General features: G+C 71.5%; 11 protein-coding genes and 1 tRNA gene. 8 read left to right on the top strand and 4 right to left on the bottom strand.

Annotation, left to right across the window (positions count from 1 at the left end; all coding sequences use genetic code 11):
* Window positions 1–77 precede the first annotated feature (77 nt).
* Window positions 78–506 (bottom strand): acylphosphatase, encoded by a 429-nt coding sequence (locus tag JJJ15_RS02695; RefSeq protein WP_246742120.1) that lies wholly within the window; start codon window positions 504–506, stop codon window positions 78–80.
* Window positions 503–1309 (bottom strand): helix-turn-helix domain-containing protein, encoded by an 807-nt coding sequence (locus tag JJJ15_RS02690; RefSeq protein ID WP_200511363.1) that lies wholly within the window; start codon window positions 1307–1309, stop codon window positions 503–505. Before JJJ15_RS02690 ends, JJJ15_RS02695 begins: the two co-directional genes overlap by 4 nt.
* 57 nt (window positions 1310–1366) lie before the next feature.
* On the opposite strand from JJJ15_RS02690, the gene JJJ15_RS02685 reads away from it, so the two are divergent.
* From JJJ15_RS02685 to JJJ15_RS02675, 3 genes are all read left to right on the top strand, one after another.
* Entirely contained in the window at window positions 1367–2332 is a 966-nt protein-coding gene (locus JJJ15_RS02685; protein ID WP_200511362.1) for an exodeoxyribonuclease III, read from the top strand.
* A gap of 169 nt (window positions 2333–2501) precedes the next feature.
* The gene (locus tag JJJ15_RS02680; RefSeq protein ID WP_200511361.1) at window positions 2502–3428 is read left to right on the top strand and encodes a carbamate kinase; all 927 of its coding nucleotides are present in this window, start codon (window positions 2502–2504) and stop codon (window positions 3426–3428) included.
* Between the two features lie 327 nt (window positions 3429–3755).
* Window positions 3756–5066, top strand: coding sequence for a threonine/serine exporter family protein (locus JJJ15_RS02675; protein WP_200511897.1), 1311 nt, complete (start codon window positions 3756–3758; stop codon window positions 5064–5066).
* Between the two features lie 182 nt (window positions 5067–5248).
* Here the strand turns inward: JJJ15_RS02675 and JJJ15_RS02670 are convergent, their stop codons facing one another.
* Window positions 5249–6886 (bottom strand): TrkA C-terminal domain-containing protein, encoded by a 1638-nt coding sequence (locus JJJ15_RS02670; RefSeq protein WP_200511896.1) that lies wholly within the window; start codon window positions 6884–6886, stop codon window positions 5249–5251.
* A gap of 327 nt (window positions 6887–7213) precedes the next feature.
* On the opposite strand from JJJ15_RS02670, the gene JJJ15_RS02665 reads away from it, so the two are divergent.
* The 5 genes from JJJ15_RS02665 (at window position 7214) to JJJ15_RS02645 (ending at window position 13369) form a co-directional block, all read left to right on the top strand.
* On the top strand, window positions 7214–9004 hold the full coding sequence (locus JJJ15_RS02665) for an acetolactate synthase large subunit (RefSeq protein ID WP_200511360.1): 1791 nt from the start codon (window positions 7214–7216) through the stop codon (window positions 9002–9004).
* Between the two features lie 4 nt (window positions 9005–9008).
* Window positions 9009–9518, top strand: coding sequence for an acetolactate synthase small subunit (gene ilvN, locus JJJ15_RS02660; protein WP_106109360.1), 510 nt, complete (start codon window positions 9009–9011; stop codon window positions 9516–9518).
* Between the two features lie 9 nt (window positions 9519–9527).
* Window positions 9528–10559, top strand: a complete 1032-nt coding sequence (gene ilvC / locus JJJ15_RS02655; protein WP_106109359.1) for a ketol-acid reductoisomerase — start codon at window positions 9528–9530, stop codon at window positions 10557–10559.
* A 459-nt stretch (window positions 10560–11018) separates the two neighbouring features.
* Complete coding sequence (locus tag JJJ15_RS02650; RefSeq protein ID WP_200511359.1) at window positions 11019–12089, top strand: 3-isopropylmalate dehydrogenase; 1071 nt, start codon at window positions 11019–11021, stop codon at window positions 12087–12089.
* 116 nt (window positions 12090–12205) lie between these two features.
* Entirely contained in the window at window positions 12206–13369 is a 1164-nt protein-coding gene (locus JJJ15_RS02645; protein WP_200511358.1) for a branched-chain amino acid aminotransferase, read from the top strand.
* A gap of 152 nt (window positions 13370–13521) precedes the next feature.
* Here the strand turns inward: JJJ15_RS02645 and JJJ15_RS02640 are convergent.
* Window positions 13522–13597, bottom strand: a tRNA-Arg gene (locus JJJ15_RS02640).
* Window positions 13598–13711: the final 114 nt, after the last annotated feature.

Genomic DNA, 13711 nt, shown 5'->3' with positions numbered 1-13711 from the left:
CCCTAGCTCCCCACGCCCGCAGGGCTGAGCGGCCGTCTACGAGGGGTGTGAGTCCCTGCGCGCCCTAGCTCCCCGCCCTAGTTCCCCACCTGGAAGCTGGTGCCCCGCACCGCGTCCGGGCTCACCTCGGTGACCCGCACCCCGGTCACCCTGGACCACCGGGGGCCCCGGTGGAGCCAGGCGATCAGGGCGTCTACCCGGTGCCGGGGCCCGCGGGCGAGGACCTCGACGTCGCCGTCGTCGAGGTTGCGCACCGTCCCGGCCAGGCCCAGGCGCTGGGCCTCCTCCTGGCAGTAGTAGCGGAACCCCACCCCCTGCACCGTCCCGGAGACCAGGACGTGGACGCTGCGGGTCCCCGGCGCCCGACCTGCCCGCCCCGCCGTCGGATCCTCCTGCCCGGGCCCCTGCGCCGTGGTGGCCCCAGGGCCCTCCGGCATCGGTACCTGGGCGTCGGGTTCCTCCTGGGGTGTCCGGGCCTGGTGCCCTCGTCGCCACCAGTGGCTCATGCTGCCTCCTTACGGGAATCAGTTCCTGGCTCCAGGCGCACGTGGCAGCCGTCGGCCTCCATGACGGTGAGTGTGAGCCGGTCCCCGACGCCGTCCTGGTCGTCTCCCGCCTCCCGGCGGCCCTCCTCGGCCGCTGCGTGCAGGTAGCCCTCGTGCATGGCGCACACCAGGGGGTGGGGGCGTCGGTCCCGTGCCACCAGCGGGCAGGTGGTCAGGACGACGTCACCGGTCCCGTCGTCCACGTGCGGGGTAAAGCCCATGGACATGAGCCCGGGCATGAGGGAGGCCAGGGGCTCGGGGAGGTCCTCCGTACCCTCGGGAGCCGCCGCGGTGTCGGCGGGCCCCGTTGCAGCGCCGGACTGCGCCGAGTCACCGGGAGCCGCTGTCACTCCGGGCTGCGTGGCGCTCTCGGCCGCCCAGCGCCGTCCGATGGTCAGGGCCACCTGCCGGGCCTCCTCGCCCTCGCCCAGGGTCTGGGCGACCGCGTCCAGGAGCGTGGTGTAGGACACCAGTACCTCAATGGGGTCCGGCGCCGTGACCTGGTAGCGCAGGGTGGGACGTCCCCGGCGCCCGGTAGAGACCGGGGTCATACTGACCATGCCCTGCTTGACCAGGGACTCCAGGTGCTCGCGTACCGTGTTGTGGTGCAGGCCCAGATCCTGCGCCAGCTCCGCGGCGCTGACGGGCGACGCCGACTCCTGGACCGCCCTCAGCACCCGGCGCCTGGCGGGGGAGAGGCCCGCGCGTGCTACGAGACTGGCCCAGGCAGGCTGGGGAGCTTGCTGGGCTTGCGACTCGGTCATGGTAGGAGAATATGCCGTGGCGCAAGGACCTTGTCGCCCCGGCGTAGTCTGCGCCTCATGCGTATTGCCACCGTCAACGTCAACGGTATCCGTGCTGCCGCACGCAAGGGCATGGACCAGTGGCTCCGCTCCAGCGGCGCGGACGTCGTCCTGCTCCAGGAGGTCCGTGCCGAGGAGCCCGTCGCCGCCTCGCTCCTTCCTGGTTACGAGGCGGTCACCTGGCCCTGCCGCGTCAAGGGGCGTGCGGGGGTGTCCGTCGCGGTGCGCCAGGGTGGTCCCGTGCGCCTGGGCCAGGTGCGCTACGGCGTGGCGCCTCCCGGCACCCAGGAGCCCGACGTCGACTCCGGCCGCTGGCTGGAGGCGGACCTGCTGCCCGCGTCCCCCGGCCCCGACCACGTGGACGTACCCGACCCGGCTCAGCGCCCGGTCGCGGAGGGGGCGACACGACCCGGCCCGGGTGCTCCCGGCCAGGCCCCCGGTGGTCCCGGCGGCCCCGGTGGTCCCGGGACGCCCTCCGGACCGGCCCGGCCCCTGCTCACCGTTGTCTCCGCCTACTTCCACGCTGGCCAGGTCGGCACTGAGAGGATGGGCCAGAAGTACGCCCACCTGTCCCTGGTGGACGCCCGGATGTCCGGTCTCCTGGCGTCCGCCGCCGACGGCCCGCCGGTCCTCGTGGCGGGGGATCTCAATATCGTCCACACCGCCTCCGACATGAGGAACTGGCGCCCCAACCACAACAGGACCTCCGGGGTCCTGGACGAGGAGATCGCCTACCTGGACACCTGGTTCTCCTCGGGCTGGGTGGACACGGTGCGCCGTCTGGCGGGGCCGGTCCAGGGGCCCTATACCTGGTGGTCCCAGCGCGGCTCCGCCTTTGAGAACGACACCGGCTGGCGCATTGACTACCACCTGACCACCCCGTCCCTGGCCGCTCTGGCCCGTTCCTTCGCTATTGACAAGGCCGCCCGGCGCTCCGGGCGCTGGTCCGACCACGCCCCCCTTGTCGTGGACTACGACCTCTGAGACCGCTCAGTGGCGGGCGGGAGAGGGGCGGGGCCACACCTGGTGCGCGCCCGGCCTGCGCCCCGTGGGAGGGTCGGGCCGTGGTCCGGCCGTGGTCCGCAGGCGTCCAGGTGCGGGCTATTCTCGTGTCTTGTGCCCTAGCCCCTCAGGGCCCGACCGAAGGAATCCCGTGCGCATCGTCATCGCCCTGGGTGGAAACGCCCTCCTGCCCCGCGGCGCCACCCCTGACACCGCCATCCAGGTGGCCAAGGTGCGTCTTGCCGTCGCCTCCCTGATCCCCCTGGCCCAGGAGCACGAGCTGGTGCTCACCCACGGCAACGGCCCCCAGGTGGGGCTGCTCGCGGCGGCCACCGCCTCGGCGCAGGTGCCTGCTGACGCCTACCCGCTGGACACCCTGGTGGCCCAGACGCAGGGCATGATCGGCTTCTGGATCCTCCAGGCCCTGGCGGACGCCCTGCCCGGGCGTCAGGTGGCGGGCCTGCTGACACGGGTCCTCGTGGACGCCGACGACCCGGCCATGAGCCGCCCCACCAAGTTCGTGGGCGCCGTGCTTACCGAGTACGACGCCCAGCACCTGGCCTCGGAGCGCGCCTGGTCCATGGCCCGTGACGGGCGGCACTGGCGTCGGGTGGTGCCCTCCCCGACGCCCCGCCAGGTCCTGGAGGCGGGGAGCGTGCGTACCCTGCTCGACGCCGGGGCGGTGGTCGTGTGCACCGGCGGTGGCGGGGTCCCGGTGCGGGCCTGGCCCGACGGCACCCACGAGGGGGTGGAGGCCGTGGTGGACAAGGACCTGGCCTCAGCCGTCCTGGCCCGCCAGATCGGGGCGGACCTGCTCGTCATCCTCACCGACGTCCCGGGCGTGGTGGCGGGGTACGGCACGCCCGAGGCCCGGCTGCTGGACGCCGTCACCCCGGCCGGGCTGCGTGACCTGGGGCTGCCTGCGGGCTCCATGGGGCCCAAGGCGGAGGCGGCCGCGTCCTTCGTGGAGGCCACCGGCGGGCGTGCCGTCATTGGCAGCCTGGGGCAGGCCGAGGATCTTGTGGCCGGTCGGGCAGGTACCCAGGTCCGCCTGGGCCCCGGTCCGGCCCTGTCGTAAAGGCCCTGCTCCAAGAGGCCCCCGGCCCGGGCCCGACTGTGCGCGGCCCGCGGCCACCCGGAAGGCCGCCAGGCACCGGGTCCGTAGCCGGGTGGGCGGCGTCCTTGTGACACCGTGTCCCGATTCGCACCGGGTGCGGGCCCTCGGACCCGTCAGGCCGGCCCTGACCGGGGGCACCATAAGCCCGTGAACGCATCACTCCCGAACCCGAGCGACCCAACGATCACACCTCCCCCTGAGGGCACGACCGACACCGCCACCCCCGGCCCGCGGGCCACCGGCCCTGAGGGCAGCGCGGCCGACCACCAGCTCGACGCCGACCGGCTCATGCGCCAGTCCGCCGTCGTGCTGCGCCTGGGACGCCTCATGCTCGCCGCGGGGGCCGGCTCCTACCGGGTCAAGTCCTCCATGGCCCGGGCCGCCGCCGCCGTCGGCCTGGACCGCCACACGGCCACGGTCACCATGACCGAGATTGTCACCTCCTCCTACGTGGGGGACCGCTTCCGCACGGAGGCCGCCGAGGTGCGCCTGGTGGGGGTCAACGTGGACCGCCTGGAGGCCCTGCGCCGCATTGTGCACGACCTGCGCCACCACGAGCGGGTGGAGGAGCTCGACGCCGAGCTCGACCGGGTGGCGGCCATGCGCGGCCTCTACGGGCCCCTGACCAACGCCCTGGCCTCCGGGGTGGCCTGCGCGGGGTTCTGCTTCCTCAACCACGGCGGCTGGGTGGAGTGCCTGGCCGTGCTCGTGGCCGCCTGCCTGGGGCAGGCGGTGCGCCGCTGCATGCTGGTGCGCCACTTCCAGCACTTCTTCACCTGGCTGGTGTGCGGCCTGGTCGCCTCGGGCCTGTACATGTCGATCGTCTCGGGCCTGTCGGCCAGCGGGTTGATCGCGAGCACGCACCAGGGCGGTCTGGTCTCGGCGATCCTGTTCCTCATCCCCGGGTTCCCCATGGTCACCGCCATGCTGGACCTGATGCGCCAGGACTTCTCCAGCGCCATATCCCGCTCCGCCTACGTGATGCTGGTCATGGCCGCGGCCGGGGTGGCGGTGTGGACGGTCAGCTTCATCTTCTCCTGGGACCTGGTGACGGTGTCCTCGGCCTACCCCGACGAGGGCGTGGTCCTCTACGTGCTGCGCGCCCTGTGCTCCTTTATCGCCGCCTACGGGTTCGCCATGCTGTTCAACGCCGGGGCCCGGGCGGCGGCGCTGGCGGCGGTGGTGGGTGCGGCCGCCAACACCGGGCGCATCCTCCTGGTGACCGAGTGCCACGTGCCCTGGCAGCTCGCGGTGGGCCTGGCCGCCGTCGTCATCGGCCTCATGGCCCAGCTCTTCGTCTCCCGGGCGAGCCTGTCGCGGGTGGCCCTGTCCGTGCCGGCCGTCGTCATTATGATCCCGGGCGTGCCCTTCTACCGGGCCCTCTCCGCGCTCAATGACTACGGCGTGTACGGCGACGACGCCGGCAGCGCCCTGCGGGAGGCCGCGGCCAGCATTGTGGAGGTGTTCTTCGTCATTACGGCTATTGGTATGGGACTGGCCCTGGCCCGCATTATCACCGACCGCAACTGGCGCCACGACGTCACCCCCAAGGAGCTGGTGGACGTGGAGTGGGCCGAGGACGACGTCGAGACCGCGTGAGCGTCGGCGCTACCCCGCCGCGGCAGGGGCGGAACCGGGGACGCCGGTCGGGACCGGGCGGGGCTGGCGGCAGGCGTGCCCGGGAGCGGGCAAGCCGCCCCGCGCCCTGGGAATAAGCAAGTGCCCGGCCGCGGGCGTGCCCGGGAGCGGGACCACGGGGTGGTGGGCGCCGCCGGCACCGCCTACGCCAGGCCGCCCAGGATCTGGGCGATAAAGATCTTGGCGACCATGGCCACCGGGTAGACCATGGCGTAGCCCAGGGCCACGCGCGGGTCGGAGCCGGTGCGCTCGTTGGCGAAGGCCAGGATGGCCGGCTGGGTCTGGACGCCGCCCAGGAGCCCGGACAGGCGTGTGCCGCCCATCCCCACCACCCAGCGCATGGTGACGTACAGGCTCAGGCCCACCACGGTGGTGACGACGAACCCGGTCAGGAGGATCTTCCACCAGTCGTCGCCGGCGAAGGCGCTCTCGATCTGGCTGCCGGCCTTGGTGCCGGCCTGGGCCAGGAACACCAGGAGCCCGAACTCGCTGAGCACGGCGGTGGCGGTGAACGGCAGGGCCGTCACGAAGCTCCCAATGCGTCCGATCTTGCCGAAGACGAGGCCCACGATCAGCGTGCCCGCGGCCGAGCCGATGGAGAAGGTCGCCCCGGTGGGGGTGAGGAACTCCCACTCGCCGATAATAATGCCCAGTGCCATCCCCAGCCCCATGGCCACCGGGTTGATGGAGGACAGGCCCCGGGCGGAGTCGCCGAAGAACCTGGTGATCTCCGCCATCCGCCCGGTGGGGGCGACGACGCGCACCCGGTCGCCGAGCTGGAGGACCAGGTCCGGGGTGCCCACCATGTCCACGTCACCGCGGCGTACCCGGGAGATGGTGGCCCCGTAGCTGGCGTCCATGGCGAGCTCCCCCACGGTGCGCCCGGCGACCTTGGGGTCGGAGACCGTAATGCGGCGGAAGTCGAGGTACTTGCGGTCCTCGATCAGGGAGTGGGAGGAGCCGTGCCCCAGGTCCCTGATGACCTGGTTGACGGCGTCCTTGGTGCCGACGACGGTGACCAGGTCGCCCGCGTAGACGTGGTCCTTGGGGGTGGGCCGGGTAATGGGTCCGGTCTCACCGCGACGTAGGCGGGAGAACTTCAGCTCCCCGGGGATGACCTCCAGGATGTCCTCAATACGGGGGCTGTCGCGCCGCTCCACGCGGATGGTGCGGTTGATCACGGGCGAGGGGGTGTCGTGGTCGGTACGCCGGTAGCGCAGCGCCAGCAGGCAGAAGAACAGCATGCCGACCACCCCGTAGAGGTAGGCGACGGCGTAGCCCACGGTGGCGATGCCGGCCCCCTCGGGGTTGCCCGCGGCCGTGGCGGCGTTGCCCGCGGCGGCCAGGGCCGGGGTGTTGGTGACGGCGCCCGCGAAGGTCCCGGCAATGAGCGTGGGGTCCATGCCCAGGGCGTGCCCGACCCCCAGGGCGGCCCCGGCGGCGGCCACGAGGATGGTCAGCATGATGACCAGGGGACCTGCGGCGTTGCGGATGACGTGGAAGAAGTTGGGGCCGGACTGGACCCCGATGGCGAAGGTGAACAGGGCCAGGCCGAAGGTGCCGATCTCCGGGGGGATGGTGATGAAGGTGGGCCTGCCCGTGTCGGGGACGTCCCAGGCCGCGCCCCAGGCGGCCAGCGCAATGCCCAGGAAGAGGACGGCGGCCGCGCCCAGGCTGACCCCCCTGGCCTTGACGTGACCCACGAGCATACCCGTGCCGACCAGGAGGAAGAGGACGAGGACGGGGTTCTTGGCCAGGTGGGCGAGGAGGTTGGTGACCAACAAGACGAGGACTGCCTTCCGGGTGACTGCACGACGCTGGGCAGCACACGTACCAGTGTGCTGGAGCCTGGCATTGTGTCACAGGGGCCCGGTGCACCTCCAGACGGGGTACTGCGTGCACCCCTGGGGCGGGGTGCCGCGGCCAGCGCGGGCGCCTCGCGCGGCGCCCCCGAGGGGCGCGAGCGGGGCCGTTCGTCCCTCCCGGCACCCTCGTGGTCCCACGATGTGAGACAACCTCGGTTCCGGGGTGACTCCTGACGGTCCCTGTCCTACGGTGGGGCGGTCGGCGCCCGGCCGACGCCACCGAGTCCGCACAGGAGGGCGACCATGGGTCATCGCACCGACCACCACGCTCCCGCAGCACCCAGCCAGGAGATGACAGGGGCCCAGGCGCTCGTGCGCGTGCTGGAGGACCTGGGGGTCACGGACATCTTCGGTATGCCCGGCGGCGCCATCCTCCCCTTCTACGACCCCCTCCTGGCCTCTACGCGCATCCGCCACGTCCTGGTCCGCCACGAGCAGGGGGCCGGGCACGCGGCCGAGGGCTACGCCATGGTGACCGGACGCCCGGGCGTGTGCGTGGCCACCTCCGGCCCCGGCGCCACCAACCTGATCACCGCCATCGGGGACGCCCACATGGACTCCGTGCCCATGCTGGCCGTCACCGGGCAGGTCGGGGCCCGCGCCATCGGGACCGACGCCTTCCAGGAGGCGGACATCGTCGGGGCGACCATGCCCTTTGTCAAGCACTCCTTCCTGGTCACCTCCCCCGACGACGTCGCCCAGGCGGTGACCGAGGCCTTCTACATCGCCTCCACCGGGCGGCCCGGGCCGGTGCTGGTGGACGTCACCAAGGACGCGCAGGTCGGTACCACCACCTACCGCGGCCTGCCGGAGGTCGACCTCCCCGGCTACCACCTGCCCGGCCGCCCCAACGCGCGGCGCCTGGCCCAGGCCGCCGAGGTCCTGGCGGCCGCCGAGCGCCCGGTGCTCTACCTGGGGGGCGGCCTCAACCGCGCCCAGGTGGATCCCGCCGAGCTCCTGGCGCTGGTGGAGCTCATTGGCGCGCCCTGTACCACCACCCTGACCGCCCTGGACGTGCTGCCCTCCGACCACCCCCTCAATATGGGCATGCCGGGTATGCACGGCACCGTCACCGCCGTCGGGGCCCTCCAGCGGGCCGACGTCATTGTCAGCCTCGGCGCCCGCTTCGACGACCGCGTCACCGGGCACCTGGACACCTTCGCGCGGAGGGCCGCCATTGTCCACGTGGATATCGACCCTGCTGAGATCTCCAAGGTCCGTGCCGCAGACGTCCCCATCGTCGGTGACCTGGCCGACGTCGTCCCCGCCCTGACCCGGGCCTTCCGGGAGCAGGTGGCCGCCGAGGGGCGCCAGGACATTAGCGGCTGGCTCCAGGAGGTGGAGCGGGTGCGCGCCACCTACCCCACCGAGTGGACGGACACCGACGACGGCCTCCTCCAGCCCCAGGAGGTCATTACCCACCTGGACCGCGCGGCCCCCAAGGACACGGTCTGGGTCACCGGGGTGGGCCAGCACCAGATGTGGGCGGCGCACTTCCTGCACTTCCACCGCCCGCACTCGTGGCTGACCAGCGCGGGCGCGGGGACCATGGGCTACGGCGTCCCGGCTGCCATGGGGGCCAAGGTGGCCCTGCCGCAGCGCCCGGTGTGGCTCATTGACGGCGACGGCTGCTTCCAGATGACCAACCAGGAGCTGGCCACCTGCACCCTGAACGAGATCCCCATTAAGGTGGCTGTGATCAACAACTCCTCCCTGGGGATGGTCCGCCAGTGGCAGACCCTGTTCTACGGGCAGCGCTACTCCAACACGGACCTGCACACGGGTGCGGGCACGCAGCGGGTGCCGGACTTCGTGACCATGGCCCAGGCCTACGGGGCCGTGGGGCTGCGCTGTGAGCGCCTGGAGGACGTGGACGACGTCATCGCCCGGGCCAACGCGATCAATGACAGGCCCGTGGTCATTGACTTCATCTGCTCGGCGGACGCCCAGGTCTGGCCCATGGTGGCGGCGGGCGTCTCCAACGACGACATCCAGCACGCGCGGGGCATGAGCCCGGTGTGGGAAGAGGAGTGAGGGCATGAGCAAGCACACCCTGTCCGTCCTGGTCGAGAACAAGCCCGGCGTGCTGACGCGCGTCTCGGCCCTGTTCACCCGCCGGGGGTTCAATATCCACTCCCTGGCCGTGGGCCCCACCGAGCACGAGGACATCTCGCGTATTACGGTGATCGCCGACGCCGAGGGCCTGGCCATGGAGCAGGTCATCAAGCAGCTCAACAAGCTGGTCAACGTCCTCAAGATCGTCGAGCTGGACAGCCAGACCTCCGTGGAGCGCGAGCTCTACCTCATTAAGGTCCGCGCGGACGACGCCAACCGGACCTCCGTCCTCCAGATCGTCGACCTCTTCCGCGCCCACGTCGTGGACGTGTGCCCCACGAGCGTGGTCATTGAGACCGTCGGCTCACAGTCGAAGGTCAATGCTCTTCTGGAGGCCCTGCGCCCCTACGGGGTCAAGGAGATCGTCCAGTCCGGCGCCGTGGCTATTACGCGCGGCCCCCGATCCATCACCGATCAACTCAAGGACAAGTGAGACACCATTATGGCAGCTGAGAAGTTCTACGACGACGACGCGGACCTGAGCGTCATCCAGTCCAAGAAGGTCGCGGTCATCGGCTACGGCTCCCAGGGCCACGCCCATGCCCTCAACCTGCGGGACTCCGGCGTGGAGGTCGTGGTGGGCCTGCGTGAGGGCTCCCGCTCCGTCGCCAAGGCCGAGGAGGCCGGGCTGCCCGTCAAGCCGATCGCCGAGGCCGTGGCCTGGGCCGACGTCGTGACGATCCTGGCCCCCGACCAGGTCCAGGCCGAGCTGTACCGCAACGAGATCGAGCCCAACCTCAAGGCCGGTGCCGCGCTGCTCTTCGCCCACGGCTTCAATATCCACTTCGGCTACATTAAGCCCGCCGCCGACCACGACGTCATTATGGTCGCCCCCAAGGGCCCCGGCCACACCGTGCGCCGCGAGTTCGAGGCCGGGCGCGGCGTGCCGGTGCTGGTCTGCGTCGAGCAGGACGCCTCCGGGGCCGCCTGGCCGCTGGTGCTGTCCTACGCCAAGGCCATTGGCGGCACCCGCGCCGGGGCCATTAAGACCACCTTCCGCGAGGAGACCGAGACCGACCTGTTCGGTGAGCAGAACGTCCTGTGCGGCGGCGTCTCCAAGCTCATCCAGTACGGCTACGAGGTGCTCGTCGAGGCCGGCTACCAGCCCGAGATGGCCTACTTCGAGGTCTGCCACGAGATGAAGCTCATTGTGGACCTCATTAACGAGGGCGGTATCTCCAAGCAGCGCTGGTCCTGCTCCGACACCGCCGAGTACGGTGACTACGTCTCCGGCCCGCGCGTCATCACCCCCGACGTCAAGGAGCACATGAAGGAGGTCCTGGCCGACATCCAGGACGGTTCCTTCGCCAAGCGCTTTATGGAGGACCAGGCCGCCGGCGCCCCGGAGTTCAAGCGCCTGCGCGCCGAGGGCGAGGCCCACCCGATTGAGAAGACCGGGCGGGAGGTCCGCTCCATGTTCGCCTGGCGCTCCGACATTGACAAGGACTACCAGGAGGGCTCCGTGGCCCGCTGAGGCCGGCACCCGGGCTGGCTGAGCCCGGGCCCGATTGACCGGGTCCGGGCGGGCTCGGGTCGGCCCCGGCCCCACGGTCGGGCCACGGCCCCACAGGGCTGGCTGGGGGCCGGACGGATCCGGCGCCTCCCCGGGCGGCGCCCATTGCCTTGGTCCTGTGCCCCTGTTTCTACGCCGTGGGCGTCCTCGGCACCTGCTGCCAGGGACGCCCACGTGCAGGACCGGGGACATGCTCGACCTCCTCAGGCTGGCGTGAGGGGAGGGGCGTCCGGTCGGTCTCGCGTGGGGAGATCGCCGACTTCCTTCACGGTCCGCGTGAGTGGTCGGGCCAGGGCGGGGTGGTCCCGTGGCGACGAGGGCCGGGGTCGGCGCGGTAATGAATGTGCGACACTGCCAGCCGGTAGACCAGAATGCGGACTACGTGTCTCACATCCTGGCTGGTGTCCGTACCCTGGGGGCATGACCCAGCACCAGACCGTCAAGCTCGCAGTGGTCCCCGGGGACGGGATCGGCCAGGAGGTCGTGCCCGAGGGCCTCAAGGTCCTCCAGGCCGCCCTGGCCGGTACCGACGTCGTCGTGGAGCCCACCACCTTCGACCTGGGTGCACGGCGCTGGCACCGCACCGGAGAGACCCTGACCGACGCCGACCTGGAGGCCATCAAGGCCCAGGACGTCATCCTGCTCGGCGCCGTGGGCGACCCCTCGGTCCCCTCCGGGGTGCTGGAGCGCGGCCTGCTCCTGCGCCTGCGCTTCGCCCTGGACCACTACGTCAACCTGCGCCCCTCCCGGTACTACCCGGGGGTGCCCACCCCCCTGGCCGACCCCGGCGACATCGACCTCGTGGTGGTGCGCGAGGGCACCGAGGGCCTGTACTGCGGGAACGGGGGAGCGGTACGCACCGGCACCCCCCACGAGATCGCCACCGAGGTCAGCGTCAACACCGCCTACGGGGTGGAGCGCGTGGTGCGCTACGCCTTCGAGCTGGCCGCCTCCCGACCCGCCCGCCACCTGACCCTGGTCCACAAGCACAACGTCCTGGTCCACGCCGGGCACCTGTGGCGCCGCACCGTGGAGGCCGTCGGGGCCAGCTACCCCGGGGTGCGCGTGGACTACAGCCACATTGACGCCGCCACCATCTACCTGGTCACCGACCCGGGCCGGTTCGACGTCATTGTCACCGACAACCTCTTCGGTGACATCCTCACCGACGAGGCCGGGGCCGTCACCGGCGGTATCGGGCTGTCGGCCTCCGGCAACCTCAACCCGGTCGGGCGGTTCCCCTCCATGTTCGAGCCCGTCCACGGCTCCGCCCCCGACATCGCCGGCCAGGGGCTGGCTGACCCCACCGCCACCATTAGCGCCGTCGCCATGCTGCTGGAGCACATCGGACAGGCTGGTGCCGCCCGCCGGGTCGAGGCCGCCGTGGGCGCCGACATGGCCGCCCGTGCCGCTGCCGCCGCAGCAGGCCGGCCCCTGGTCCGCTCCACCAGCGAGATCGGCGACGACGTCGTGGCGGCGCTGGGCGCCTGAGCGCCAGGCGGCAGGCTCCCCGGCGGCACCGGGGCCGGTTCCTGACGCCACCTCCCGTGAGGTCACCATGTGAGAACCTCGGGTTCACCTGGTGGGCTCAGCGGTAGGCTGCACGTATGTCTGAGGCCACCACACCCACCCACGACTCGCTGGACACGCCCCTTGCCCGCGCCGCGGCGCTCCCCCTGCCTGCTGCCGACGCGCTCGCAGGGCGCTTCCCCCTGACCCCGAACCCTCACGCGGCCACCTCGGCCGAGCGTGACCGGGCGCTACGGGACCTGCACTTCGGCAGTGCCTTCACCGACCACATGGCCCACGCCCGGTGGACCCGCGGGGCCGGATGGGGCGACTACGGCGTCGTCCCCTTCGGCGACCTGTCCCTGTCCCCGGGTGCGGCCGTCCTGCACTACGGCCAGGAGGTCTTCGAGGGCATTAAGGCCTACCGCCACGAGGACGGCTCGGTGTGGACCTTCCGGCCCCGCTACAACGCCGCCCGCCTGGCGGCCTCCGCCCGCCGCCTGGCCCTGCCCGAGCTGGACCAGGAGGACTTCGTGGCCTCCCTGGTGGACCTGGTCCGGGCGGACGCCGCCTGGGTGCCCTCCGGTGAGGGGGAGTCGCTCTACCTGCGGCCTTTCGCCTTCGCCTCCGAGGCCTTCCTGGGGGTCCACCCGGCGGGGGTCGTGGACTACTACGTCATCGCCTCCCCGGCGGGTGCCTACTTCACCCACGGCCTGGAGCCCATCTCCATCTGGGTGACCACCGAGTACCACCGGGCCGGCCGGGGCGGTACGGGTGCCGCCAAGACGGGCGGCAACTACGCCTCCTCCCTGCTGCCCCAGAGCCTGGCCGCCGACCAGGGCTGCGACCAGGTCTGCTTCCTCGACGACGTCACCCAGAGGAACCTCGAGGAGCTCGGTGGCATGAACATTATGGTCGTGGACGCTGACGGCACCGTGCGCACCCCCCGCCTGACCGGCACGATCCTGGAGGGCTCCACCCGCAGCGCCATTATCCGCCTCCTGACCGACGCCGGACGCACCGTCGTCGAGGAGACCATTAGCCTTAAGGGCCTGCTGGAGGGTATTGGATCCGGCAGGGTCACCGAGGTGTTCGCCTGCGGGACCGCGGCGGTGGTGGTGCCGCTGGGCCGCCTCAAGGGGGAGGGGTTTGACGTGGGTATTGACGGCAACGAGGTCACCCACCAGATTCACGACCACCTCACGGGTATCCAGTACGGGCGCCGTGAGGACCCCCACCACTGGATGTACCGCCTCGCCTAGGACCAGGACGCCCGTGGCGCGCGGGGAACCGGTTCTCGCGGTTACCGCGCTCGGGTTACCGTCTCGCGCGTCCACGGGCTGCCCCGGGTGCTGGTCACCGTAATGTAATAAGGGAGTACCTGGCACTTCACCTGCACTGCCCCCGGAACTGGTGGCGCCCCCGCCCGGACTCGAACCGGGAACCCGCGGATTAGAAGGCCGATGCTCTGTCCATTGAGCTACGGGGGCTTACCTGAGAAGTTCCTGTGACCTGGTGTATCCTACTCCCTCATCTCACCCTGTGGTCAGGTGCGGTCGCTGGTACGACGGCCCCAGTTACTGCCTCGCGGTGGGCAGGAGTCT

This window comes from Actinomyces sp. HMT897, from assembly GCF_016626125.1.
Classification (GTDB): Bacteria; Actinomycetota; Actinomycetes; order Actinomycetales; family Actinomycetaceae; genus Actinomyces.
Note: the sequence above shows the minus strand (reverse complement) of the source record. Positions and strands in the feature narration are given on the sequence as shown.